Consider the following 24,908-nt stretch of genomic DNA (forward strand, 5'->3'; position numbering starts at 1 on the left):
CCAGCCACTTTACGGCGTCGGGCTCGCGAAGCACGCCCTTCAGTTCGCCGGTGAACTTCAGCGCGCCGTCCTTCTTCGTGTCGATACCGGAAAGGTCCGTGCTGCCGGCAGAGAAATGCGTCTTCACCGTGCCGGTCTTGCCGTCGATGATGACGATCTCGTTGTTTTCCTGCAGCGTGAGCGCAATCTCGTCCTGGCTGTTGAACGAGACGAATTCCGGCTCCGGATCTTCCGGGGCAACGCCGGCAAGGCCGGTCAGGGTCACATGCTTGATCGTGCCGCAATCGACGGTGCCGCTCTTGACCTGGAAGATCACGAGGTCGCCGGCCGGCATCTGCGGGATCTTGCCGTCGTCGACGTCTTCGTCACGCTCGTTTTCGATGGCGATGGTGCCGAGCGTCTTGTCCTTGTTCAGAGCAATCGAATCCGGCTGGCCGCCGAGATCGCAGGTGTTTTCGATCTTCTTGGTCGCAACATCGACGATCGCCAGGCGGCCCGACGGCTTCCGCTTGCTCTCGCCGGTGTTGACGGCGACGAGCGCCTTGCCTGCGGTTGAGGTGACGGAGGTCGGCTCGCCGTCCATCATCAGGGCGCCGAGCGCCTTCGGCGCCTTGGCGTCGGTGATGTCGATGAAGCCGATCGCGCCGAGCGGGCTGTCGCTGTAGATCAACGTGTTGCCGTCATCAGTTGCGGTGATGATCTCGGCGGAGGTCGCCGACAGCTTGTCCTTGTCGGACGGCAGGTTCGAGGCGACCGGGAAGGACGCAATGCGATTGAAAACAGGCTCTGCAGCCGCCGGAAATGCAACGGATGCGAGGAGCACGGCAGCCAGCGCTGCCTTGCGCGATAGAATAGTCATGAAAACCCCCATGTATCGAATATTCGAAACCTGGGCTTTCTGCGGGACCGCTGTGACAGGCAGATGACAACCGCGCGTTTTCCACTCGTCTGCGCCGCCATTCAGACGCGAGTTCTCGCGATCGCCCCAACGCAAGAAGGGCCCGGCTTGCGCCGAACCCTTCGAAACCTGGACTGCCGGTCTCGTTACCCGGCGGCCAAGCAAATCTGATTAGCCGTTGACGGCGTCCTTCAGGCCCTTGCCAGGCGTGAACTTCGGCACATTGCGAGCCGGAATATCGACTTCGGCGCCGGTGGACGGGTTGCGGCCCTTGGTGGCAGCGCGATGAGAAACGGTGAAGCTGCCGAAACCGGCGAGACGAATGTCGCCCTTGTTCTTCAGTTCAGCCTGGACAACGTCGAAAACAGCGTCGACCGCGGAAGCAGCGTCAGCCTTGGTGAGGCCAGCCTTTTCGGCAACTGCGGACACGAGTTCATTCTTGTTCATGTTTCCACCCCTTTCAATGGTTCGAAACGACTCAATCTGTAAGCCAGGCACAGAATAAGTTTCATCAGGCCCGCCGCAACCCAAAAGCCCTGCAAATCAAGGAAAAGCAAGCACCTCCATGACGTTTTCACAAAAAAGGCTGGCGTTTTGCGCCAGCCTTTTCCCAGTTTTGCAGCAATTAGACGTCAATGTGGCAGATCGCCCTCAGTGAGCGATGGTTGTACCTGTGTCTTCGACGCCGTCGACCGTTGCGATGACCGGCGTTTCAACCGTTCCATCCCATTCGATCGGCTCCGGTCTGCGGACCAATGCATGCTTGATCACCTCACCCATGCGGGATACCGGAATGATCTCCATGTTGTTCTTCACGTTGTCCGGAATCTCGGCCAAATCCTTGGCGTTCTCTTCCGGAATGAGCACCTTCTTGATGCCACCGCGAAGCGCTGCAAGCAGCTTTTCCTTGAGACCACCGATCGGCAGGACGCGCCCGCGAAGGGTGATTTCACCGGTCATGGCCACATCCTTGGAAACCGGGATGCCGGTCATGATCGAGACGATCGCAGTTGCCATCGCGACACCAGCCGACGGACCGTCCTTCGGCGTCGCGCCTTCCGGCAGGTGCACGTGGATGTCGCTCTTGTCGAAGCGCGGAGGCTCGATGCCGAAATCGACGGCACGCGAGCGGACATAGGAGGCCGCCGCCGAGATCGATTCCTTCATGACGTCCTTCAAGTTGCCGGTGACGGTCATGCGACCCTTGCCCGGCATGATCACGCCCTCGATCGTCAACAGTTCGCCGCCGACTTCCGTCCAGGCGAGACCGGTAACGACACCGACCTGATCCTCGCGCTCGGCTTCGCCGTGGCGGAAGCGCGGAACGCCCAGATAGTCGTCGATGTTCTCGGCCGTCACGTGGACAGACTTCGTCTTGCCCTTGATGATCTCGGTGACCGCCTTGCGGGCGAGCTTCATCAATTCGCGTTCGAAGTTGCGAACGCCGGCTTCGCGGGTGTACTGCTGGCTGATCGCCATCAGGGCATCGTCGCTGACCGAGAATTCGCTCGGCTGCAGCGCATGTTCCTTGATGGCCTTCGGCAGCAGGTGCCGCTTGGCGATCTCGCGCTTTTCGTCCTCGGTGTAGCCGGCGATACGGATGACTTCCATGCGGTCCATCAGTGGGGCCGGAATGTTCAGCGTATTCGCCGTCGTGATGAACATCACGTCCGACAGGTCGTATTCGACCTCCAGGTAGTGATCCATGAAGGTCGAGTTCTGAGCCGGATCCAGCACCTCGAGCAGAGCCGAAGACGGGTCGCCACGGAAGTCCTGGCCCATTTTGTCGATCTCGTCGAGCAGGAAGAGCGGATTGGACTTCTTCGCCTTCTTCATCGACTGGATGACCTTGCCGGGCATCGAGCCGATGTAGGTGCGGCGGTGACCGCGGATTTCGGCCTCGTCACGGACGCCACCAAGCGCCATGCGGACATACTCGCGGCCGGTCGCCTTGGCGATCGACTGTGCGAGCGAGGTCTTGCCAACGCCCGGAGGTCCAACGAGGCACAAGATCGGACCCTTGATCTTGGTGGCGCGGGCCTGCACGGCAAGATACTCGACGATGCGTTCCTTGACCTTGTCGAGACCGAAGTGATCCGCTTCAAGGATCTTTTCGGCGTTGTTGAGGTCGGCCTTGATCTTCGACTTCTTGTTCCACGGAATGCCGAGCAGCCAGTCGAGGTAGTTGCGGACGACCGTCGCTTCGGCAGACATCGGGCTCATCTGCCGCAGCTTCTTCAGCTCGGCGTCGGCCTTTTCGCGCGCTTCCTTGGACAGCTTGGTCTTGGAGATGCGCTCCTCCAGTTCGGCCATCTCGTCGCGGCCTTCTTCGCCGTCGCCGAGCTCCTTCTGGATCGCCTTCATCTGCTCATTCAGGTAGTATTCGCGCTGGGTCTTCTCCATCTGGCGCTTGACGCGCGAGCGGATGCGCTTTTCAACCTGCAGAACCGAGATCTCGCCTTCCATGAAGCCGAGCGCCTTTTCGAGGCGGGTCTTGACGCTGGTGGTTTCCAGCATCTCCTGCTTCTCGGTGATCTTGATCGACAGGTGCGAGGCAACCGTATCGGCGAGCTTCGAGTAGTCGTCGATCTGGCTGGCGGCGCCGACCACTTCCGGCGATATCTTCTTGTTGAGCTTCACATAGCTCTCGAACTCGGACACGACGGAGCGGGACAACGCTTCCAGTTCGACCGGATCGTCGTGCGGCTCTTCGAGCACGTGACCGAGGGCTTCGTAAAAATCCTCGCGGCTTGTATAGGTATCAATCTCGGCGCGGGCGCGGCCCTCGACCAGCACCTTCACGGTGCCGTCAGGCAGCTTCAACAGCTGCAGAACGTTTGCAACCGTGCCGACATTATGAATAGCTGAAGGATCCGGATCGTCATCGCTGGCGTTGATCTGGGTGACCAGCATGATCTGCTTGTCGGAGCCCATGACCTCTTCCAGCGCACGGATCGACTTTTCCCGTCCGACGAACAGCGGCACGATCATATGGGGGAAGACCACGATGTCGCGCAGAGGCAAAACTGGATAGGCGGTGCTGCTCGCTACAGACGTTTTCTTCGTCATTCTTATTTCCTTTCCATCGTCCCGTTTCCGGGCTCTCTGGCACGGCCGCATGCGACCGGCCTGTGCTCTCACTTGGGTTACAAGTGGAGGCTCGGACTACGCTTTTCAAGCCACGCTAACGTCTGCATTCCACGGTTGTGATCAGGTCATGGAACGCCACAAGGAAGCGCATAACCGGGCCGGCACCTACTGCTTCCGGACCAGTTCATACAAGGCCGGGAACCGCTGCGGAATCATTCCATCATTGCCAACGACGGCACTTTACGCAACGTCAGCAAGCGCGTTTTTCAACCCTATCAGTAACTATTAACAGGAGCGTCGACCGTTTTTCAAATAGAAAGAGGCCTGCCGACGGCAAGCCCCTAAATCTACCCGAAGGAAACAGCAGTCATCAGGCCGAGGCGTTTGCCTTTTCGTCCTGCCGATCCGCATAGATGTACAGCGGACGGGCGGAGCCGCGGGCGACTTCCTCGGAAATGACGACCTCCCGGACGCCTTCCAGCGCCGGCAGTTCGAACATCGTATCGAGCAGGATCTTCTCCATGATCGAGCGAAGGCCGCGGGCACCCGTCTTGCGGATGATTGCCTTGCGGGCAATCTCGCGCAGAGCGTCCTCGTGGAAGGTCAGTTCCACATCCTCCATCTCGAACAGGCGCTGATACTGCTTGATGAGCGCGTTCTTCGGTTCCGACAGGATCTGGATCAGCGCATCCTCATCGAGGTCTTCGAGCGTTGCCAGAACCGGCAGACGGCCGATGAATTCCGGGATAAGGCCGAACTTCACCAGATCTTCCGGCTCGAGTTCGCGCAGCACTTCACCGACGCGGCGGTCGTCCGGCGCCTTGACGGTCGCGCCGAAACCGATCGAGGTCTTCTCGCCGCGGGCGGAGATGATCTTGTCGAGGCCTGCGAAGGCGCCGCCGCAGATGAACAGGATGTTCGTCGTGTCAACCTGCAGGAACTCCTGCTGCGGATGCTTGCGGCCGCCTTGCGGCGGGACGGAGGCAACCGTGCCTTCCATGATCTTCAGAAGCGCCTGCTGGACGCCCTCGCCCGACACGTCGCGGGTGATCGACGGATTGTCTGACTTGCGGGAAATCTTGTCGACTTCGTCGATGTAGACGATGCCGCGCTGGGCGCGCTCGACGTTGTAATCCGCGGCCTGCAGCAGCTTCAGGATGATGTTTTCGACGTCTTCGCCGACATAGCCGGCTTCGGTCAGCGTCGTGGCATCGGCCATGGTGAACGGAACGTCGATGATGCGGGCGAGCGTCTGGGCAAGATAGGTCTTGCCGCAGCCGGTCGGGCCGACCAGCATGATGTTCGACTTCGCCAGTTCGACTTCGCCGTTCTTGGAGGCGTGTGCGAGGCGCTTGTAGTGGTTGTGGACGGCGACCGACAGGATCTTCTTCGCCTGGCGCTGGCCGATCACGTATTCATCGAGAACCTTGATGATGTCCTGGGGCGTGGGAACGCCATCGCGGGACTTGACCATCGAGGATTTGTTTTCCTCACGGATGATATCCATGCACAGTTCGACGCATTCATCGCAGATGAAGACGGTCGGTCCGGCGATTAGCTTCCGGACTTCGTGCTGGCTCTTTCCGCAGAACGAACAATACAGGGTATTCTTGGAGTCGCCGCCGTTGCTGCCGCTGACCTTGCTCATATCACTTTCCTTCCAGCACGCCGCATTTCAAGGTGAAATCGCGGTCCACTCAATGGCCCGCCGGCCTGCTCCCACCGGAGCATCAGCCGGCCAAGGCTTAAGGGGGTAAGAACCGGTACCAAACCAAGCCGGTTCCGGCGGCAACGAACTCCCCTTCGAATGCCGAATGCTATGTCATGAAACTTCAACATAGCATTAATCGCCACTATTAGCGTCTTCGCTACCAGATGAAACCCTTAGTTCGATCACAATTGGGATAGAACTGTGGCAGCAAAAACACCATCCCTATTAATTACTATCCGTCTCACCTTCAATTTCGATGCGCGACGTCAAGACCTTGTCGATCACGCCCCAGCTTTGAGCTTCGTCGGCATCCATGAAGTGGTCGCGGTCGAGGGTCTTTTCAACTTCCTCGTAGGTGCGGCCCGTGTGCTTCACGTAAACCTCGTTCAGGCGACGCTTCATCTTCAGGATGTCGCGCGCATGGCGTTCGATATCGGACGCCTGGCCCTGGAAGCCGCCGGACGGCTGGTGAACCATGATGCGGGAATTCGGGGTCGCAAAGCGCATGTCCTTGTGGCCTGCGGCAAGAAGCAGGGAGCCCATCGAAGCCGCCTGACCGATGCAGAGCGTCGAAACGGCAGGCTTGATGAACTGCATCGTATCGTAGATCGCCATGCCGGCAGTGACGACGCCACCCGGCGAATTGATGTAAAGCGCGATTTCCTTCTTGGGGTTTTCTGCCTCGAGAAAGAGCAGCTGGGCGCAAACGAGCGTCGCCATATGGTCCTCGACCGCGCCCGTCAGGAAGATGATGCGTTCCTTCAGCAAGCGGGAATAGATGTCGTAGGAGCGTTCACCGCGATTGGTCTGTTCCACGACCATCGGCACGAGGGCCATAGCGGTATCGACTGGGTTTCTCATGTGCGTCCTTTGTCAACGTCTTGCCGGCAGGCGCCGGGAATCAAAGAAAATTGCCTCATCCCTACATAGAGTGTCCCTGCCCTCTTCTTCAAGACGCGCATAAGGATAACGTTAAAAAGCGGACCGGAGACAGGAAGAACGTATAGGGGGCTATCTCCTAACCGCCGCTTCACCGCGAGAGCCCCGCAAGAGCCAACACAGTTTTTGTCCGCGAGATGATTAACGAACCCCCAACGCGCTTCGGGCGCTTACCTTTTGGAAAGCCTAATGGCGAATATAGGGCAAACGATGCCCGCAATTAATCAACTGGCGACCTCCGGATGCGACAATGCCCCGCATTTAAGAGGTTTGCCGTGTTTAATGTCGCTACAGGATTATCGATCTGGTGTTCGGAAGCCATGACGCTGGCTTTGCTGCTGTTCATGGCATGGCGTCAAAACACCAGTAACAAAGCCTATCTTTATTGGGGCCTCGGCTTTCTGCTGAGCGGCAGCGGTTTTGCCTTGGTTGCGCTGCGCGGCGAAATTCCCGATATCCTATCGATCGACGCGGGCAATGCGATCGCACTACTTGGCCAGAGCGCCTGGATTGCGGGCTTCATGGCGCTCGACCGCAGGAAGATCGAATGGTGGGCGCTGCTGCCGCCCGCAATCTGGCTTGCCGGCGTGTATCTGCCATGGGTCTACGATGACTACGGCAATCGCGTCATTCTCTACAATCTTGCGTCGGCAACCGGCGCCACCGGCCTTGCCTTGGCCGTCTGCTTTCCCGGCGCGCGCGTCGAACGCACGCGTCACAAACTTGCGGCTGTTTTCATCATCCAGGCATGCCTCTGCTTCGCCGGGGCTGTGACGATCGCGGTGAGCGGAGCAAGCGACATGCAGGCGATCAACTATGGCGGCGCGGTTGCCATGGCGAGCGCCTTCCTGCTGACCATGGCCTTTGCCTTGACCTGCCGCCTGATCATGGACCGTTCAGAAAGGCATTTGCGCACTTTGAGCCTCACCGATTCACTGACCGGCGTCTGGAACCGCCGCGGGCTCTTCGCTCACTTCGACGCACTGCAGCAGAGGGCCCTTGCCGCGGAGCGCCAGATTGCCGTGCTGCTCTTCGACCTCGATCACTTCAAACGCATCAACGACCGCTTCGGTCATCAGGCAGGCGATGCCGTCCTTTCCGCTTTCGCCAGAACAGCGCGCCAGTTCGTGCCGAACAAGGTCTTCGGCCGCATGGGCGGCGAAGAATTCGCGGCCTTCGCAATGGTTTCGGACCAAACGGAAGCCGAGGCGCTTGCCGAGTCCATCCGTGCCGAATTCTGCCGTTTGCCGATTACGACCCCCGAGGCGATCGTGCCAGCCACCGTCAGCATCGGCATTGCCATCAGTTCCGCCGCCGACGCCAACATGGACAGGCTGATCTCCGCCGCCGATCGCGCGCTTTATGCGGCGAAGGCTGCCGGCCGCAATTGCAGCGTCGTTTTCGGCGCCGAGGAAGCTGCCGCCCCTCCTTCGGCTGAAACGGACAAGAATGCCGGCGAATTGGTGCCGACGGTGGATGACCAGGTAGACGCGCTTCGGCGGATAGGTGCGTTCGCCCGGGCCAGCTGATTTCTGGTTTTCTGATCCATCTTTCCGGGGCCAGGCAAATCCGCTAAGCCTCGCAGGATGATGATAGCGCCGTTCCTCTCGATCGATCCCGTCACGCGCCGCGTCTCGCTCGACAGCAGCGATCCGGCTTTCTATGGCAATCCGAACGCGGTCTATGCGGCACTTCACAGCCATTGCCCGACCTTCTACTGGGAACAGCAAAAGCAGTGGTTCTTCACCGGCTACGACCATGTGAACGGATTGCTGCGCGACCGCCGCTTCGGTCGCCAGATCCTGCATATTGCGACACGCGACGAACTCGGCCTTCCCGAGTCTGAGCAGCATCTCTCCAACTTCGATCTCGCGGAGCGCTACTCGCTGCTCGAACTTGAGCCGCCGGAGCACACGCGGCTTCGCACACTCGTGAACCGCGCCTTCGTCTCGCGCCATGTCGAGAAAATGAAGCCGGAGCTTGCGGAGCTCGCAAACAAGCTCATCGACGGCTTCAAGGACAAGGGCGAGGTCGAGCTGCTTTCCGCCTTCGCCGACATCATCCCGGTTACGATGATCGCCCGCATGATCGGCATCCCGGAAGAGACGGGGCCGCAGCTTCTCGCCTGGTCACACGCCTATATCCGCATGTACCTGTTCGGCCGCACGCGCGAGGATGAGGATGGCGCCGAGCGGGCGGCCAAGGAATTTTCCGATTATGTGAAAACGGTGATCGCCGAACGCCGTGCCGAACCGCGCGATGATCTGCTGACGCACATGATCCACACGGAGCACAAGGGCCAGTACCTGACAGAGGACGAGCTCGTCTCGACCACGATCGTGCTGCTCAATGCCGGGCATGAGGCGACCGTTCACCAAATCGGCAACTCGGTCCGCGTCATCCTGGACAGCGGCTATGATCCTGCCGAACTGTTCAAGGATGAAGCGACGACGGAGCGTACCGTCGAGGAAACACTTCGCATCTGCGCGCCGGTTCATATCTTTCAGCGCTGGGCTTTGGAGCCAGCCGAAATCGACGGCATTTCATTCAAGCGCGGCGACAAGGTGAGCATGATCCTCGCTGCCGCCAATCTTGACCCGTCGAAATTCAGTGATCCGCTGGCCTTCAAGCCGGATCGGAACGAGGCAGCGAACCTTTCATTCGGCGCCGGCATCCATTTCTGTATCGGCGCACCGCTGGCAAGGCTCGAACTCAATGTCGTGCTGCCGATCCTTTTCGAGCGGCTGCCGGGCCTCAGGATGGCTAAGCCACCGACGGTGAAGGACGTCTACCACTTCCATGGACTCGACCGGCTTGACCTTGCCTGGTGACGTCTATCGCGGGCTAGTCCGCGACCGCTGCGATTTCACTGGAGTTGGAGATTTCGCGCAAAAGCTTGCGGTAGATCGCCGCCGAATATTGCTCCGGCGCCGCGACCGCCTCTGCAAAAGCGCCCGGCCCACCGATCACCTCACGCCTGAAATAGGCAATCAGGTCCTCCGGTGCGATGGCCTCCTCCTCTCCGCCCTGCATTGCGTCATACACAATGGGCAACGCATTTATGGTGATGCCGTTCGCGAGCACGCCGGCGCGCACGGGTTCGACTTCGAGTCCCTTGTTATTCACCCCATCGCCGGAGATGTTGATGAGCGAGCGTGTCGCGTCGTAACCGCTGAAGCGGATCAGATAATCGGCGTAGGAGAGTATGCCGCTGATGGAGGTGCCCTGGCGTATCTTCGCCGGCGAGTTCGCTTCAAGCTTCAGCGAGAATAGCCAGGCGTCCGCCTCATTGGCGATGATCGTCCAAGGCACGACGACCCTCCTTTGCCCGTCTCCGCCCCACTCGACATAGGTGACCGCGATCCGGCCATTCCTGCCTCCTGTGATCGCCTCGATGATTTCCGGGCGGCGGAAGGCATTGGCGAAGCCCTGCTGCTGCAGCGCTTTTTCCTGCGCATCCATCGATGTCGATACGTCGGCAGCGATCACCAATTGCAGATCCACGAGGTCGCCTGCCCGGGCGGGAAAACAACTCGCATTGGCAATCAGAAGACCGGCAAGCCACTTCGTAGCTATCCGGCGGCGTCCCCTGCATGCTCGCTTTCGAACCGGCATGTGCCCCTCCCGAAATGCGTTTGTGAAATGCATGAAAAACGCGCACGAAAGACGTCCGGCGCGACGATCGCGCCGGCGACGGCTGTCTAAATGTTAGAAAAGCGACCCACCTTAAATTAGCTAAATATAATATAATCGGCAAGAACCATTTTCCTGCCCTCAACGCCGTACTACTCCAGAATTAGCTCGCCTGGATGGTAGAGACGCAAGAATCCTCCAGAGAAATCTTGCGTTAACTACCCTTCGACAGCCTTTCCTCAACCGTAGCGGCCGGTGATGTAGTCTTCGGTGCGCTTGTTCTTTGGGGCCTGGAATATCTGCGACGTAGGACCGTACTCCACGAGCTCACCGAGATACATGAAGGCAGTGTTATCGGAGATGCGGCTCGCCTGTTGCATGTTGTGGGTGACGATGACGATGGTGAAATCGGTCTTCAGCTGCGCAACCAGTTCCTCGACCTTCGCCGTCGAGATCGGGTCGAGTGCCGAGGTGGGTTCGTCGAGGAGCAGGACTTCCGGCCGAAGGGCAACGGCACGGGCGATGCAGAGACGCTGCTGCTGGCCCCCGGAAAGGCCAAGGCCGCTTCCCTTCAGCTTGTCCTTCACTTCTTCCCACAGGGCAGCCTGCCGCAGCGCCTGTTCGACGCGCACGTCCATCTCCGCCTTGGAGATGCGCTCGTGGTGACGGATGCCGTAGGCGATGTTGTCATAGATCGACATCGGGAACGGCACGGGCTTCTGGAACACCATGCCGACGCGGGCGCGCAGCTCATTCATCGAGAAGCCCGGTTCGAGGATGTTGTGTCCGTCGAGCTTGACCGAACCGGTGGCGCGCATCTTCGGATAGAGCATGTAGATGCGGTTCAGGATACGCAGCAGCGTGGACTTGCCGCAGCCGGACGGACCGATCAGAGCCGAGACCTGCCGCTCCGGAAAGTTGAGGCTCACATCGCGGATCGCATGCGTATCGCCGTAGAAGAAGTTGACGCTTTCCAGCGCGAGCTTGTCGGTTGCCAGCGGATTTGTTGCCCGGCGGGCGTCGAAGGATTGGGATGACTGCATCTTCATTTGCCACCTTTGCGATTCAGAACGGTGCGTGAGACCACGCTCAGAACAAGGACGACCGCCGTCATGACAAAGGCACCGGCCCAGGCGAGCGCATGCCATTCGTCATAAGGGCTCATGGCGTATTGGAAGATGACGACAGGAATGTTCGCCATCGGCTCGGACATGTCCGTGCTCCAGTACTGATTGTTCAGCGCGGTGAAAAGGAGCGGCGCCGTTTCGCCGGAAATGCGAGCAACGGCGAGCAGCACACCGGTCAGGATGCCTGCGGCGGCAGCGCGATAGAGCACGTTGACCGTCACCTTCCAGCGCGGGATGCCGAGCGAAAGCGCTGCCTCGCGCATGACGTCCGGCACCAGCCGCAGCATCTCGTCCGTGGTGCGGACGACGACGGGCAGGAAGATGAAAGCGAGCGCGATGCCGCCGGCATAGCCCGAAAAATGCCCCGTCTGACGCACGACGACCTCATAAACGAAGAGACCGATGATGATCGACGGTGCGGAAAGCAGGATATCGTTCACGAAGCGGATGAGGTCGCCGATCTTCTTGCCGCGGCTGTATTCCGCGAGATAGGTGCCGGCCAGAATACCGATCGGCGTGCCAATGACGACAGCGAGCAGGACGATCATCAAGCTGCCCATGAAGGCATTGGCGAGGCCGCCGTCTTCGCCCGGCGGCGGCGTCATTTCAGTGATGAGCTTCGGGCTCAGCGCCTCCAAGCCATTGAGGAGCGTCGTCCACAAGATCCAGACGAGAAATACGAGGCCGATGAGCGTCGCAAGTGTCGCAAGCGTCAACGCGATTGCGCTCTTTGCTTGCCGGTAGCGATAAAGCGAGCTGGAAACGGCCATGCTCATTCCCCCTTCTGTTTCGCAATGCGCAGCAGCATCAGCTTTGCCATGGCAAGGACAATGAAGGTGACGACGAAAAGGATGAAACCGAGCGCGATCAGCGACGACAGGTAGATGTCGGTATCGGCTTCCGTGAATTCGTTGGCGATCGCGGCGGCGATCGAGTTGCCGGGCTCCATCAGCGAGATAGCGATATTGTGCGTGTTGCCGAGCACGAAGGTGACGGCCATGGTCTCGCCGAGTGCCCGGCCGAGGCCGAGAAAAATACCGCCAACGACGGCTGTGCGCGTATGCGGAATGACGATATCGCGCACGACCTCCCACCGGGTCGAGCCCAGGGCATAAGCCGATTCCTTGAGTTGCGCCGGGACGACGAGGAAGACGTCGCGCATGACCGAAGAAATGTAGGGGATGATCATGATCGCCAGCACAATGCCGGAGGTCAGCATGCCGATGCCCATCGGCGCTCCGGAAAAGAGCAGGCCAATGACCGGCAACGGGCCGAGCCAGTCGATCAATGCCGGCTGGATGTAATCCGACATGAAAGGCGCGAAGGTGAAGAGCCCCCACATGCCGTAGATGATGCTGGGGATGCCGGCCAGCAGCTCGATTGCGCCGCCGATCGGGCCTCGCAACCAGCGCGGTGCGACTTCCGTGACGAAGACGGCAATGCCGAGACTGATCGGAACGCCGATGATCATCGCGAGCGCCGAAGTGACCAGGGTGCCGTAAATCGGCACGAGACCGGCGAAGTGCTGCGCGACAGGATCCCATTCCGTGCCGGTGATGAAACCGAAACCGAAGGTGCGGAAGGCAGGAAGCCCGCCCCATGCCATGGAGATCGCGGCTGCCAGCAGGGCCGCGAGAACGAACAGGCCGCAGCCCATCACGATCCATGAGAAAATGCGGTCGCCGGTCCGGCCGTCACGCCGCTTCGCGCCCACGTTTGCCGCGGGCAGCGATGCCAATGCTTCGCTCATATTAACACTCGACTTGCTTTTGAGGGGGCTTCAAAGGCAATGGGGCGAGAGCCACGCTCCCGCCCCGATAATGGTCGGCTCAGCCCTTGAAGGAGGCAGTCCAGTAGTCTTCGATTTGCTTGACCAGGGTCGCCGGCAGCGGCACGTAGTCGAGCGAAGAAGCTTCCTTCTGGCCGTTTTCAAGCGCCCACTTGAAGAAGGCGAAGGCAGCCTTGGAGCGAGCGGCGTCCTTCGGCTCCTTGTACATGATCGCCCAGGTGGTTGCCGTTACCGGCCAGGCCTTTTCGCCTGGAGCGTTGGTCATGATCAGGTAGAAGTCCTGAGCCTTGGCCCATTCGGCGCTGGCAGCAGCAGCCGAGAAGCTTTCAGCATTCGGCTTCGGGTACTGGCCGGCGGCGTTCTGAAGCAGAGCGTAGGGCAGCTTGTTCTGCAGGGCGTAGGCGTATTCGACGTAGCCGATCGAGTCCTTGACGCGGGTCACGTAAGCAGCGACGCCTTCGTTGCCCTTGCCGCCGATGCCGACCGGCCAGTTGACGGCGGTGCCTTCACCGACCTTGGACTTCCAATCCGGGTTGACCTTGGAGAGGAAGTTCGTCCAGTTGAACGAGGTGCCCGAGCCGTCCGAACGGTGGACGACGGCGATCTGCGAATCGGGCAGCTTCAGGCCGGGGTTGAGGTCGGCGATGGCCTTGTCGTTCCACTTGGTGACGTTGCCGAGATAGATGTCGGCGAGAACCTTGCCCGTCAGCTTCAGCTGGCCGGTCTTGATGCCCTTGACGTTGATGACCGGAACGATGCCGCCAACGACGAGCGGGAACTGGCCGAAGCCACCGGCCGTCAGGTCTTCAGGCTTCAGCGGCGCGTCGGAGGCGCCGAAATCGACGGTCGCAGCCTTGATCTGGGCGATACCGCCACCCGAACCGATCGACTGATAGTTCAGCTTGTCGCCGGTCTGCTTGTTGTAGTCAGCCGACCACTTGGACAGGACCGGATAAACGAAAGTAGAGCCGGCGCCGGTGATGTCGGCGGCGGAAGCGGAGACTGCGAAAACGGCAGCCAGGCCCGCACCGAGGCAGGCAGAAAGAAGTTTCTTGGTGAGCATTTAATCTCTTCCTGAATAGCACAAAACAACGGCGAGAGCGCTCCATGGAGGGGCTATCCACTTGTCTGGAGCGCCGAAATTCCCGCCATAATAGGCGGGCTAGGCGCTCTACATTACAGTTTGATGACGGTTCGATGACAGCGGCACGACGGTTCGGCGAGCCGACCTACCCTTAGGTCGAGAAATCAAAGGCTTAGCGACAAACGATTGGAAACATTACAAAACTTTAATGTGGGACTGCCTTGGTTTTGCCATACCGAAAGGGGGCGAAGGTGCCGGGAAGAGACCGCGGCGCTCAGGCGTCAGGACCGCTCCGCGCGGCAGCCAGCTCCAGCCAGGTGCGCGCAGCGTCGGACATGTAGGAGCCGCGCCGCCATATCCAGGCCATGTGCCAGGCCATCGCCGGCGCGGTGACGGCGACGTGGCGCACGCGGCCGTGCACCCGCTTCTCGGCGATGAAGCGCGGCAGGAAACCAATACCGAGGCCGGAGGCCACCAGCTCGACGATGAAGGTAATCTGGCTGGAGCGGGCAGCGATCGCCGGCGGGGAGCCCGCCATGCGGCAGGCATCCAGAATCATCGGGTTCAGCGCAAAGCCAGTGTCGAACAGGATGAAGGGCATGTCCTTCAGCGCCGCCAGTTCGATTTCGCCGGCGTCAGCCAGCGGGTGGTCGACGGGAAGGAGCACGTCCATCGGATCGTTGCGGACATCCTGCCATTCGAACTCGTCGGGCACCGGGAGAAGCGATACTCCGAGATCGACCTCGCCGCTGCGCACGAGTTCCTCCAGCCGCTTGCTTCCGTGCTCGGCGAGCTGGATCTCGATGCCCGGATAGCGTTTCCTGTAGACCGCAAAGAGAGGCGCGAACAGCGCGTCGCTGCCAATCGGCGGAAGTCCGAGCCGCAGCCTCCCCCGTCTCAGGCCACGCAGCTCCGCCAATTCGGAAACCAGGTCGCTCTGCTCCGCAAGCATTTGGAGTGCGCGCCGGTAGACGATGTCGCCTGCCGCCGTCAGGCTGGAGCGATGGCCGATCCTGTCGAGCAGAAGAACGCCGAGCTCGTCCTCCAGCTGCTTCACCGCCTTGCTGACGGCCGATTGAGTCAGGAAGACCGTCCTTGCCGCCTGGGAGAAGCCTCCCTGGCGCACCACCTCGACAAATATCCTCAGCGTCCGCAATTCCACGTCCATTCCAATATGGACTTATTTGTATTCAATCAATTCATTTTTCTCATGGATCGGCCGGCTTTATATGCATGGTGCAGTTTTTAGAGAACGCAGCCATGTCCCTTGTTCGAACCGCCTCCATTACCCGTCTACGGGAGGGCCGCCTCCTCCAGATCGGCCTGATCATGACCTTCTGGTTAACCGGGGAAGCATTCGCCCACATCTCGGGCATACCGGTTCCCGGCAGCGTCATCGGACTGTTTCTTGTGCTTGCGCTGCTTGCCGCCGGATGGATCAAACCCGCCGCCATGCGCCGGGGCGCGCAGTGGTTCATGGCGGAAATGCTGCTGTTCTTCATTCCGGCCGTGCTTGCCGTGCTCGACCATCGCGAGTTCCTCGGACTCCTCGGCCTGAAGGTCCTTGCCGTCATCGTAACGGGAACGCTCGTCGTCATGGGTACGACGGCGCTTGCCGTGGAGCTTGTCCTGCAGCTGACGGCGGCCCGCGGAGGCCCCGATGATCTCTGAGGCCGCCCCTTCGCTGCTGCTCGCCGCCTTCTGGTCCGCGATCACCATTGCGCTCTACTTTTTCGCCAAGGCGGCTTATCGGCGCTGGCCGCGTCTGTGGCTGTCGCCACTTGTCTTCGCACCCGCCCTCCTCATCATCCTTGCCGTCGTGATGCGCGAAACCTATGCCGACTACATCCGCTCCACCCACTGGCTGGTGATGCTGCTCGGCCCTGCGACCGTTGCCTTCGCCGTCCCGATCTACGAACAGCGGGCGACGATCCGGCGTTACTGGCCGGCGCTCGCGCTCGGTGTCACCGTCGGCAGCGGCGTCGCGGTGGGCTCCGCCTGGGCGCTTGCGAGCCTCCTCAGCCTCGAGGGCAACCTGCGGCTCAGCCTACTGGCGCGCTCGGTCAGCACGCCCTTCGCCATGACGGTTTCGGCCGACATCGGCGGTGTGCCGGACCTGACCGCCGTCTTCGTCATCATCACCGGCGTCCTCGGCGCAGCCCTCGGCGAGACCCTGCTGCGTGTCCTGCCGCTGAGATCGGCGCTCTCGCGCGGCGCACTGCTCGGCATGGGAGCGCACGGCGCAGGCGTTGCCAAGGCGCAGCAGATCGGCGCCGAGGAAGGCACGATCGCCGGTCTCGTCATGGTGCTGGTCGGACTGGTGAACGTTCTCGCGGCACCGCTGCTCAGCTTGCTGCTTCGTTAGTCAGATGCGGATCACATAATCCTTGCGAGTCGTTTCAACGACTTCCCAGGTTCCCTTGAAGCCCGGTCTCAGGATCATCCGGTCGCCCGCCTTGAGATGGACGGGCTCGCCGCCATCCTCGGTAACGATGGAGTGGCCGGAGAGAATGCAGAAATATTCCCACTCGTCGTAGGCGATGCGCCATTTGCCGGGCGTCGCTTCCCAGATGCCGGCATAGAGGCCGCCTTCGGCCTCCTCCAGGTTCCAGGTGCGGAATTGCGGATCGCCGGCAATGATGCGGTCGGCAGCGGGCGCTCCCACTTCGGGTTCGACAGCCTCGATATCAAAGACAATCTTGTGCGGCATGAGTTCTCCTACCGGGCGGACGTCAGAAGCTTCATGCCGAAGCCCATGAAGATGACACCGGCCATGGCATCGATACCGCGGCGGCCCCGCGCATAGGCTCCGGCGACCGCGGGGTTGCGCAGGATCGTGAACACGAAGGCGTACCACAGCGAGGAGACGACAACCATGGTCGCGACCGACAGGGCACCGTGCAGCCAGGAGTGCTCGGCAGGCAGCGTTGCCGCAAAGAGACTGGCGACGAAGAAGGCCGATTTCGGGTTCGCAAGATTGGTGACGAAGCCGGAATAGAAGGCCTGCTTCGTGCCGATTGCCGGACGCGTGGCTGGCTCACCGGAGGAACCTGCATTCGTATACGTCTTCCAGAGGAGCTTTGCGCCGAGCCAAAGCAGATAGGCGCCACCGGCAATCTTCAGGAAGAGATAGGCAAAGGGCGCGGCCGCGAACAATGCGCTGATGCCGAGCCAGCCGGCCAGTCCCCAGCAGAAGGTGCCGAGGATGACGCCCGCAATAACGGCTACCGCCGCACTCCGAGACCCCTCCAGCGCCGTTCTGACGACGATGAAGAAATTCGGACCCGGCGTCATGGCGGCAACGGCCCAGATGGCTGCAACGGAAAACAGGAACATAAGAAAGGCGGCCTTTCCAGGAAATCGACTACGGCTCGGAGCTTAGAGGCTTCCGACGCCCCGGCCAAGAGCGACTACTCGAGGTCGGCAATGATACCCCGCACGTTCCTCCATGCCGATCGGTTGAGGACGACCTGCCCCAACAACCTACGGAAATTCTCGCTCCTCCAGTCTTCGTAACAGTACCGACGCCATCGAGAGATGATCTAAGCATCGGTCGATGGGGTCTACGTTGATGTCATGGCCACGTGGGTTCCTGATCGCTGACATCGATCCCGCGAAAATGAAACGGTAGCCATTTTGCTCGTCTACTTCGCTTTGGTTTACCATATCCGTGAGCCTAATCTTGGCTTTCTTTTCCGAGAAAGCATTCATCATGAGGCTGTGGCCGCTGTCTTCGATTTTAGACAACGATTTGACCGTTAGGTCGAGATATTTGAAGGCTTCAAATGTGGCTTGAGAGTAATGACCATCATCGAAAAGCTTCAATGCGACCCGGCCGATGTCAGGGTGTATGTTTCTTTCGTCGAAGGGATGGATCGACCGTATTTCGATCGCTGACCGTTTGCCGACATGTCTCGAACTTCTGGCAATCTTTTCGAAGTTCGCAAATGCGTTAATCATTGATAAGGTTAGCCTTTATACTCCGAAAAATATTGTCGTAGGTTTCCTGAGACCCCTCTGCGGGTAGATTTATTTCAGTTCGCACGGTAAGGGCCATGTCACGCTTATGACTGCTCTTTGTCGCAGGAAGCTCGATCGGTTGAGAAACGGCGTCTTCCTTTTTCACCTTCGTGGGCTTGGTGGTTTTGGCTTTGGTCCCGTTTGTTGCTGCCGAGCGGGGCTTCGCCTCAGCAGCTTGTTCCATACCGGCAAGTGTTTTGAAGACTTGAAAAACACCGGCTTGCCGCCCACCGATGACATCACTCGTTTTGTCAGCGGTTTTGAAGTAGCCTGTCAGTTCCCCCTTGGACATCGTCCACGCGTCTTCGCCACGCAGGTCGAACAAGTCTGAATATGCGGATCGTACGAGTTCTTGAAATTCCCTCTCGAACTCACCGTCAGGTAAAACCATTACCTTATGACCACGCTCGGTGCGCTTTCCTTCTTCGTCAATCACTCCAATGAATTGGAGTGCGTTTATGACGTAGCTTTCGTTGTTGGACGCAAGCTGAAACTTCTTCACTGTGTCTGAGGATACGGTTGCCGGAAAATTCTTGCGCAGGAAACTGATCATCTGCGCGATATTACCCGGACCAGAAATGTAGGGATGCGAAGCCATGGCACACTCCAAGAATCATTGAAGCTTCAGTCAGGCCCCTAGACTGTAGATCGTCAATCGATCTAAACCGCCTTATTGGGTTGTCCTCTAGTTATGCGAGCATGAATACGCAATGGCAGGCTCGAGTTCGTTCCTGCCATTGCTGCGTCGTTACGACAGCTCATCTTATTGAGCGTCTCTCACGAAGGTGTTTGGCGACGATCCAGGTCGTGGCTTAAACAAGAGCCCGCTGATCGTGAAGGCCTTTCCTCAGATCCTCGAGAGCGACTGTTCGAGATCGGCGATGATATCCTGCACGTCTTCTATGCCGATCGAGAGGCGGACGACATCCGGGCCGGCGCCGGCGGCTGTCTTCTGCTCGTCCGTCAGCTGACGGTGCGTGGTGGAAGCCGGGTGGATGACCAGCGAGCGCGTGTCGCCGATATTGGCGAGATGGGAGAAGAGTTCCAGCCCCTCCACCAACGCCTTGCCAGCCTCGTAGCCGCCCTTGACGCCGAAGGTGAAGACGGAACCGGCGCCCTTGGGGGAATAACGCTGCTGCAGGCTACGGTTCGGGTCGTCGTCAAGACCGGCGTAGTTGACCCAGGCGACCTTGCTGTGCGCCTTCAGCCATTTGGCGACCGCCAGCGCATTGTCGCAGTGGCGCTGCATCCTGAGCGGCAGCGTCTCGATGCCGGTGAGGATCAGGAAGGCATTGAAGGGCGAGATTGCCGGGCCGAGATCTCGCAAGCCAAGGACACGGGCTGCAATTGCGAAGGCGAAATTGCCGAAGGTCGCATGCAGCACCATGCCGTTATATTCCGGGCGCGGGCTTGAGAGCATCGGATAGTTGCCGGATTTCGACCAATCGAAGGTGCCACCGTCGATGATGATGCCGCCCATGGAATTGCCGTGGCCGCCGAGGAATTTCGTCAGTGAATGCACGACGATATCGGCCCCATGTTCGATCGGACGGATGAGATAAGGCGTCGCCATGGTATTGTCGACGATCAGCGGCAGGCCGTGCCTGTGCGCCACCTCGGCGATGGCTGCAATATCGACGAAGGTGCCGCCGGGATTTGCAAGGCTCTCGACGAAGATTGCCCGCGTCTTTTCATCGATCTGGTTTTCGAAGCTTGACGGGTCAGCCGCGTCTGCCCAACGCACCTGCCAGCCGAAATTCTCGAAGGCATTGCCGAACTGATTGATCGAGCCGCCGTAAAGCCGCGTCGCCGCGACGAAATTTTCCCCTGGGCGCATGATCGTGTGAAAAACGATGACCTGTGCTGCATGGCCCGAGGCCACTGCCAGTGCCGCCGTGCCGCCCTCAAGTGCCGCCACACGCTCCTCGAGCACGGCCTGCGTCGGGTTCATGATGCGCGTATAGATGTTGCCGAAGGCCTGCAGCCCGAAGAGCGAGGCCGCGTGATCGGAATCATCGAAGACAAAAGCCGTCGTCTGGTAGATCGGCGTCGCCCGCGAGCGTGTTGCCGGGTCCGGCTGCGCGCCTGCGTGAATTGCCAGCGTGTTGAACCCCGGACCGTTCTTCGCCATCTCGTTCTCCCTCTGCTATCGATGGCGGGAGCATAGCCTAGGAACCGCAAATGTTAACCGCTTTGCGTTTCAACCATCGGACATCAAGAGAAAAATCCGTGCACTCACGCCGCCAGGCGGGGTATTTCGATTGCGGGACAACGGTCCATCACAACTTTGATGCCGGCTGCTTCCGCCTTCGCCGCGGCTACGTCGTCGCGCACGCCAAGCTGCGACCAGATCACCTTCGGCAGCGTGCGCAGAGCCAGCGACTCATCCACCACGCCCTGGAGATGTTCCGAGGCGCGAAACACATCGACCATATCGACCGGGACCAGAATATCGGCGAGCCGGGCATAGACGAGCTGGCCGTGTATCAGCTTGCCGGCCTGCCCGGGATTGACGGGGATGACGTTGTAGCCACGCGAGAGAAGATAGCCCATCACGCCGTTGCTCGGCCGCGCCGGATTGGGGGATGCCCCGGTGAGTGCAATCGTCTTTACCGATTTCAGGATTCCGGCGATGTAGTCGTCTGGATAACGGTCATGATTCATCGGCTTTTTCTTCCATCCATTCTTCGCGGTAAATTGAAACCGGCAGTTCTTTTTAGGCGTATATATAATATCCGGCTTTCCAAGGAGGAATATCCCATGAAAAAACTCGCTCTCGCTATGGCGCTGGTCCTTGTCGCCTCGCCCGCGCTGGCGATTTCCCGCTACAATCCTTTGTCGATGAGTTGCCAGAGCGCGCGGGCCGCCATTCACAACGAGGGCGCTGTTATCTTCCGCTGGACCTCGCCAAGGGGTTTGCCGATCTATGATCGCTATATCCGCAACAGCCGCTACTGCGACGCTCACGAATATGCTGAGTGGAGGAACATCCCAACGGGAAACGACCCCACGTGCCCGGTCCTCTACTGCGAGGATATAGACAACCGAAAAGGGCTGTTCTTTATCCCTGACAACTATTTGTAGTGGCGAATACGGATTGCGAAACCGGTTTCTCAAGGGCTGCAGCCTGTGGCTTGCGGCCCTCACCGGGCCTTGAATGCCTGAATTACTACTTGAATTTGCGCAAACGTAACTACTGCAAAACTATAGAATATACTCTACTTTTCAGTGGTATAGCCGAGGTCATTAGTCATACTTTTTTCACAAAACCTCTTTCGTCCTCCTTTTGTTCATCTTTTGTTCTAGCGTCCATTAGTAACATCTCATAGTTGAAAGAAGAAATTCGAAATGAACGTATGTCGAGCGCCCTCTGAAAGCCAATTTTACAGCCAGGACACTGCGCGAACTGAGTGTCTGATCTGCCATTTTGGCCTCAAGGCCAGCCTACGGTTGTAAATACTTCTTGCAAGATTGATTTTCCGGCCGACACGGTTCATACCCGCTCACTGCCTGCCACCCATCTCGGTCTCCATCGTGCCCCTCGACGTCATCCTGCTTGTCCTCTTCGGCGCGTTTCTTCACGCGACATGGAACGCAATCATCAAGGCGGGGACGAACAAATCACTCGATGCGGCGCTCGTTTCGGCCGGCGGTGCCGTGGCGGCGCTGCCGTTCCTGCCCTTCCTGCCTTTGCCGCAGCCTTCAGCCTGGCCCTTCATAGGGCCGTCGGCTGTCCTGCAATTTGCCTATTTTCAGCTGGTCGCGGCAGCCTATCGGGCGGGAGATATCGGCCTGGTCTATCCGCTGATGCGCGGCTGCGCGCCGCTTCTCATCGTCGCGACCAGCGGCTTTGTGCTGGATGAGAAGCTTTCGGGCGGCGCGCTCATCGGCACCATGACGATCTGCGCCGGCATTCTGACACTTGCTTTTGAGGCGCGGCGCGGCAGCAGACACGCCATCATGCTCGCACTCGTCAACGCCTGCGTCATCGCGACTTATACCTATGTGGACGGCATCGGCGCGCGCCTGTCCGGCAATGCGATTTCCTATACGCTCTGGATGTCGCTGCCGCCGCCGGTGCTACTCTTCGCATGGGCAATCTCGCGCCGCGGCATCATCGCCGTCGCAACCCATGTCCGCTTCAACTGGTGGCGCGGCCTCATCGGCGGCTCCGGCTCGATCGCCTCGTATGGCCTGGCGCTCTGGGCCATGACGAAAGCCCCGGTCGCGACGGTTGCGGCCCTGCGCGAGACCTCGATCCTCTTTGCCCTCGTCATTTCCGTGCTGGTGCTGAAGGAAAAGGCAAGCCCCTGGCGCTACGTCGCTGGCTTGGTCATCGCGCTCGGCGGACTGGCCCTGAAGCTGGCGTAACTACTCACCCTTCCATTCCGGTAAGCGCTTGCCGAGAAAAGCACCGATGCCTTCGATCGCATCGGCGTTGAGCATATTCTCCACCATGACCTCAGCCGCATAGCCATAGGCTTCGTCGACCGGCATTTCGAGCTGGCGGTAGAAAGCCTCCTTGCCGATCCTCAGCGCCGCCGGGGATTTCGAGGCAATCACCGAGGCATATTTCGTCACGACCTGCGTCAGATACTGCTTGGGCACGATTCGGTTGACGAGGCCGAAATCCTTGGCCGTCGAAGCGTCGATCGTCTCGGCGGTCAGCAGCATTTCCATGGCCTGCTTGCGGTGCGCGGCGCGCGAGACGGCCACGGCCGGCGTCGAGCAGAAAAGCCCGATATTGGCGCCCGGCGTGCAGAAGGTCGAGGTGTCGGTGCAGATCGCCAGATCGCAGGACGCGACCAGCTGGCAGCCGGCCGCCGTCGCCAGACCGTCGATCTCCGCGATCACCGGCTTCGGCAGGCGCGTGATTTCCAGCATCAGATCGGCGGCGAGCGCGAAGGTTTCCTCGAAAAATGCCACGCCGCCATCCGCATCGGCGCGATGGGCCGTCAGTTCCGCCAGGTCGTGCCCCGCCGAGAAGACATTGCCGGTCGAAGCGACAACCACCACTCGAACATTCGGGTCTCCTGCGGCGCCCTGGAGTTCGCCCATCAGCGTTTCCAGGACCGCAACCGAAAGGACGTTGACCGGCGGATTGTTGAGCGTGAGCCGCAATATCCCGTCGCCGAGCTGCCGAAGCACGAGCGCACCCTCCCCTGCCTTGTTTGGATCTTTCCGGAAGGATACGACTTCGGCCATGGACCAATTCCTCACATTGCGATTTTCGTGCCATCAATTCTGCCATAGGCTACCGGCAAATTCGAGGCGAAGCGATGCGCCAGCTATCGACGCTTCAGAGGAATTTGGACAAGTCATGGCCTCCCAATAAGCACAAACTTACGGTACCATATTACCTCACAAATAACGCATTGATTCTAATAGATAATTTTTCAAGTCATCCAAATCGGCAATATTGACCGAAGAGGGCTTTGCCTTTATACCCCGCGCCAGAACGCAGCCCTTTCCGGCTGCTTTCTTTTTTGCCGCGCCTCCGGGTTCGGCAAACCAAGCAACAAGAAACGCCCTTCGCCTTCGGGCACAAGGGATCCAAAAGAGAGTAACTACTATGGCAACTTTCTCCCAGAAGCCTGCAGAGGTGGAGAAGAAGTGGGTCATCATCGACGCCGAAGGGCTCGTCGTTGGCCGTCTTGCTTCCGTCATCGCTATGCGTCTGCGCGGCAAGCACAAGGCAACCTTCACGCCTCACGTTGACGACGGCGACAATGTTATCGTCATCAATGCCGACAAGGTCGTTTTCACCGGCAAGAAGTACGAAGACAAGGTCTACTACTGGCACACCGGTTATGCCGGCGGCATCAAGGAGCGCACCGCGCGCCAGATCATCGAAGGCCGCTTCCCGGAGCGCGTCCTCGAGAAGGCCGTTGAGCGCATGGTTCCGCGTGGCCCGCTCGGCCGCCGCCAGATGAAAAACCTCCGCGTCTATGCCGGTTCCAACCATCCCCACGAAGCACAGCAGCCGACCGTCCTCGACGTCTCCAAGCTGAACAAGAAGAACGTAAGGAGCGCCTAAGAATGGCTGACCTCTCCTCCCTGAAGGATCTCGGCACGGCGACCGAAGCAGCAGCTGCTCCGGCTCACGTCCGCAAGGTCGATTCGCTTGGCCGTTCCTATGCGACCGGCAAGCGCAAGGACGCCGTCGCCCGCGTTTGGGTGAAGGCCGGCTCCGGCAAGATCATCATCAACGGCAAGGACTTCACGGCATATTTCGCCCGTCCGGTCCTGCAGATGATCCTGCGCCAGCCGATCGTCGCTGCTGCCCGTGACGGCCAGTTCGACATCGTTGCAACGGTTGCTGGCGGCGGACTTTCCGGCCAGGCCGGTGCCGTTCGCCACGGTCTCTCGAAGGCCCTCACCTACTTCGAACCGGGCCTACGCTCGGTGCTGAAGAAGGGCGGCTTCCTGACCCGCGACAGCCGCGTCGTCGAGCGTAAGAAGTACGGTAAGGCCAAGGCCCGCCGTTCGTTCCAGTTCTCCAAGCGTTAAGCGCTTCGGAAATACGGATTTGGAAAAGGCCGGGTTTTGCCCGGCCTTTTTCGTTGATCATGTCTCTTTGAAATCTGGAGCGGCAGCAGCGCCGTCATGGCGCCCGA

At 59.7% G+C, this 24,908-nt stretch carries 25 protein-coding genes and 1 pseudogene; 8 read left to right on the plus strand and 18 right to left on the minus strand.

Going from position 1 to position 24,908, the window contains the following annotated elements; genetic code table 11:
- The 5 genes and pseudogenes from ACPYOJ_RS23225 to clpP form a co-directional block, all read right to left on the minus strand.
- Positions 1 to 871 (minus strand): annotated as a pseudogene (locus tag ACPYOJ_RS23225) (esterase-like activity of phytase family protein); the annotation flags it as partial.
- A gap of 198 nt (positions 872 to 1,069) precedes the next feature.
- Positions 1,070 to 1,345: a DNA-binding protein HupB gene (gene hupB / locus ACPYOJ_RS23230; protein WP_168829191.1), complete on the minus strand. Its 276-nt coding sequence runs from the start codon at positions 1,343 to 1,345 to the stop codon at positions 1,070 to 1,072.
- Between the two features lie 204 nt (positions 1,346 to 1,549).
- A complete protein-coding gene (gene lon / locus ACPYOJ_RS23235; protein ID WP_168829190.1) occupies positions 1,550 to 3,967 on the minus strand; it encodes an endopeptidase La in 2,418 nt (805 codons plus the stop codon).
- A 391-nt stretch (positions 3,968 to 4,358) separates the two neighbouring features.
- Positions 4,359 to 5,636 carry an ATP-dependent Clp protease ATP-binding subunit ClpX gene (gene clpX / locus ACPYOJ_RS23240; protein ID WP_018857068.1) on the minus strand — a complete coding sequence of 426 codons (1,278 nt, stop codon included), beginning with the start codon at positions 5,634 to 5,636 and terminating at the stop codon, positions 4,359 to 4,361.
- Between the two features lie 288 nt (positions 5,637 to 5,924).
- Positions 5,925 to 6,560: an ATP-dependent Clp endopeptidase proteolytic subunit ClpP gene (gene clpP / locus ACPYOJ_RS23245; protein ID WP_481418339.1), complete on the minus strand. Its 636-nt coding sequence runs from the start codon at positions 6,558 to 6,560 to the stop codon at positions 5,925 to 5,927.
- 353 nt (positions 6,561 to 6,913) lie between these two features.
- On the opposite strand from clpP, the gene ACPYOJ_RS23250 reads away from it, so the two are divergent.
- Together ACPYOJ_RS23250 and ACPYOJ_RS23255 are read left to right on the plus strand one after the other, a co-directional pair.
- Entirely contained in the window at positions 6,914 to 8,167 is a 1,254-nt protein-coding gene (locus tag ACPYOJ_RS23250; RefSeq protein ID WP_481418340.1) for a GGDEF domain-containing protein, read from the plus strand.
- Between the two features lie 57 nt (positions 8,168 to 8,224).
- Positions 8,225 to 9,469 (plus strand): cytochrome P450, encoded by a 1,245-nt coding sequence (locus ACPYOJ_RS23255; protein WP_481418341.1) that lies wholly within the window; start codon positions 8,225 to 8,227, stop codon positions 9,467 to 9,469.
- A 13-nt stretch (positions 9,470 to 9,482) separates the two neighbouring features.
- On the opposite strand, the gene ACPYOJ_RS23260 is transcribed toward ACPYOJ_RS23255, so the two are convergent.
- The 6 genes from ACPYOJ_RS23260 to ACPYOJ_RS23285 form a co-directional block, all read right to left on the minus strand.
- On the minus strand, positions 9,483 to 10,253 hold the full coding sequence (locus ACPYOJ_RS23260) for a DUF1194 domain-containing protein (protein WP_481418342.1): 771 nt from the start codon (positions 10,251 to 10,253) through the stop codon (positions 9,483 to 9,485).
- A gap of 257 nt (positions 10,254 to 10,510) precedes the next feature.
- Positions 10,511 to 11,314 (minus strand): phosphate ABC transporter ATP-binding protein PstB, encoded by an 804-nt coding sequence (gene pstB, locus ACPYOJ_RS23265; RefSeq protein ID WP_481418343.1) that lies wholly within the window; start codon positions 11,312 to 11,314, stop codon positions 10,511 to 10,513.
- Positions 11,315 to 11,316: 2 nt separating this feature from the next.
- Positions 11,317 to 12,168 (minus strand): phosphate ABC transporter permease PstA, encoded by an 852-nt coding sequence (gene pstA / locus ACPYOJ_RS23270; protein WP_481418344.1) that lies wholly within the window; start codon positions 12,166 to 12,168, stop codon positions 11,317 to 11,319.
- A 2-nt stretch (positions 12,169 to 12,170) separates the two neighbouring features.
- Positions 12,171 to 13,148, minus strand: a complete 978-nt coding sequence (pstC, locus tag ACPYOJ_RS23275; protein ID WP_481418345.1) for a phosphate ABC transporter permease subunit PstC — start codon at positions 13,146 to 13,148, stop codon at positions 12,171 to 12,173.
- Positions 13,149 to 13,227: 79 nt separating this feature from the next.
- On the minus strand, positions 13,228 to 14,250 hold the full coding sequence (gene pstS, locus ACPYOJ_RS23280) for a phosphate ABC transporter substrate-binding protein PstS (protein WP_168829182.1): 1,023 nt from the start codon (positions 14,248 to 14,250) through the stop codon (positions 13,228 to 13,230).
- Between the two features lie 295 nt (positions 14,251 to 14,545).
- Positions 14,546 to 15,433, minus strand: a complete 888-nt coding sequence (locus ACPYOJ_RS23285) for a LysR family transcriptional regulator (protein WP_481418346.1) — start codon at positions 15,431 to 15,433, stop codon at positions 14,546 to 14,548.
- A gap of 98 nt (positions 15,434 to 15,531) precedes the next feature.
- Here ACPYOJ_RS23285 and ACPYOJ_RS23290 point away from each other — a divergent pair, with 98 nt between their 5' ends.
- The gene (locus ACPYOJ_RS23290; RefSeq protein WP_481418347.1) at positions 15,532 to 15,942 is read left to right on the plus strand and encodes a CidA/LrgA family protein; all 411 of its coding nucleotides are present in this window, start codon (positions 15,532 to 15,534) and stop codon (positions 15,940 to 15,942) included.
- Positions 15,932 to 16,636 carry an LrgB family protein gene (locus tag ACPYOJ_RS23295; RefSeq protein WP_481418348.1) on the plus strand — a complete coding sequence of 235 codons (705 nt, stop codon included), beginning with the start codon at positions 15,932 to 15,934 and terminating at the stop codon, positions 16,634 to 16,636. Before ACPYOJ_RS23290 ends, ACPYOJ_RS23295 begins: the two co-directional genes overlap by 11 nt.
- On the opposite strand, the gene ACPYOJ_RS23300 is transcribed toward ACPYOJ_RS23295, so the two are convergent.
- The 6 genes from ACPYOJ_RS23300 to ACPYOJ_RS23325 all read right to left on the minus strand — a co-directional run bounded on the left by ACPYOJ_RS23300 (position 16,637) and on the right by ACPYOJ_RS23325 (position 20,955).
- On the minus strand, positions 16,637 to 16,981 hold the full coding sequence (locus ACPYOJ_RS23300; RefSeq protein WP_481418349.1) for a cupin domain-containing protein: 345 nt from the start codon (positions 16,979 to 16,981) through the stop codon (positions 16,637 to 16,639). It lies immediately after the preceding gene.
- Between the two features lie 8 nt (positions 16,982 to 16,989).
- Positions 16,990 to 17,607: a LysE family transporter gene (locus ACPYOJ_RS23305; protein ID WP_481418350.1), complete on the minus strand. Its 618-nt coding sequence runs from the start codon at positions 17,605 to 17,607 to the stop codon at positions 16,990 to 16,992.
- Positions 17,608 to 17,754: 147 nt separating this feature from the next.
- Positions 17,755 to 18,231 carry a TIGR02391 family protein gene (locus ACPYOJ_RS23310; RefSeq protein ID WP_481418351.1) on the minus strand — a complete coding sequence of 159 codons (477 nt, stop codon included), beginning with the start codon at positions 18,229 to 18,231 and terminating at the stop codon, positions 17,755 to 17,757.
- Positions 18,224 to 18,889 carry a DUF5343 domain-containing protein gene (locus ACPYOJ_RS23315; RefSeq protein WP_481418352.1) on the minus strand — a complete coding sequence of 222 codons (666 nt, stop codon included), beginning with the start codon at positions 18,887 to 18,889 and terminating at the stop codon, positions 18,224 to 18,226. The genes ACPYOJ_RS23310 and ACPYOJ_RS23315 overlap by 8 nt, the downstream gene beginning before the upstream one ends.
- A 249-nt stretch (positions 18,890 to 19,138) precedes the next feature.
- On the minus strand, positions 19,139 to 20,422 hold the full coding sequence (locus ACPYOJ_RS23320; RefSeq protein ID WP_481418353.1) for an O-acetylhomoserine aminocarboxypropyltransferase: 1,284 nt from the start codon (positions 20,420 to 20,422) through the stop codon (positions 19,139 to 19,141).
- 104 nt (positions 20,423 to 20,526) lie between these two features.
- Entirely contained in the window at positions 20,527 to 20,955 is a 429-nt protein-coding gene (locus ACPYOJ_RS23325) for a CoA-binding protein (RefSeq protein WP_481418354.1), read from the minus strand.
- A gap of 96 nt (positions 20,956 to 21,051) precedes the next feature.
- On the opposite strand from ACPYOJ_RS23325, the gene ACPYOJ_RS23330 reads away from it, so the two are divergent.
- Positions 21,052 to 21,375 carry a hypothetical protein gene (locus tag ACPYOJ_RS23330; RefSeq protein ID WP_481418355.1) on the plus strand — a complete coding sequence of 108 codons (324 nt, stop codon included), beginning with the start codon at positions 21,052 to 21,054 and terminating at the stop codon, positions 21,373 to 21,375.
- Between the two features lie 450 nt (positions 21,376 to 21,825).
- Positions 21,826 to 22,662, plus strand: coding sequence for an EamA family transporter (locus ACPYOJ_RS23335; RefSeq protein ID WP_481418356.1), 837 nt, complete (start codon positions 21,826 to 21,828; stop codon positions 22,660 to 22,662).
- On the opposite strand, the gene ACPYOJ_RS23340 is transcribed toward ACPYOJ_RS23335, so the two are convergent.
- Complete coding sequence (locus tag ACPYOJ_RS23340) at positions 22,663 to 23,496, minus strand: enoyl-CoA hydratase (RefSeq protein ID WP_481418357.1); 834 nt, start codon at positions 23,494 to 23,496, stop codon at positions 22,663 to 22,665.
- A gap of 367 nt (positions 23,497 to 23,863) precedes the next feature.
- On the opposite strand from ACPYOJ_RS23340, the gene rplM reads away from it, so the two are divergent.
- Together rplM and rpsI are read left to right on the plus strand one after the other, a co-directional pair.
- The gene (rplM, locus tag ACPYOJ_RS23345) at positions 23,864 to 24,328 is read left to right on the plus strand and encodes a 50S ribosomal protein L13 (RefSeq protein ID WP_168829172.1); all 465 of its coding nucleotides are present in this window, start codon (positions 23,864 to 23,866) and stop codon (positions 24,326 to 24,328) included.
- A 2-nt stretch (positions 24,329 to 24,330) separates the two neighbouring features.
- A complete protein-coding gene (gene rpsI, locus ACPYOJ_RS23350; protein ID WP_481418358.1) occupies positions 24,331 to 24,801 on the plus strand; it encodes a 30S ribosomal protein S9 in 471 nt (156 codons plus the stop codon).
- The last annotated feature ends 107 nt before the right edge of the window (positions 24,802 to 24,908 follow it).

It is taken from the genome of Rhizobium sp. SVR5-9E, assembly GCF_056755095.1.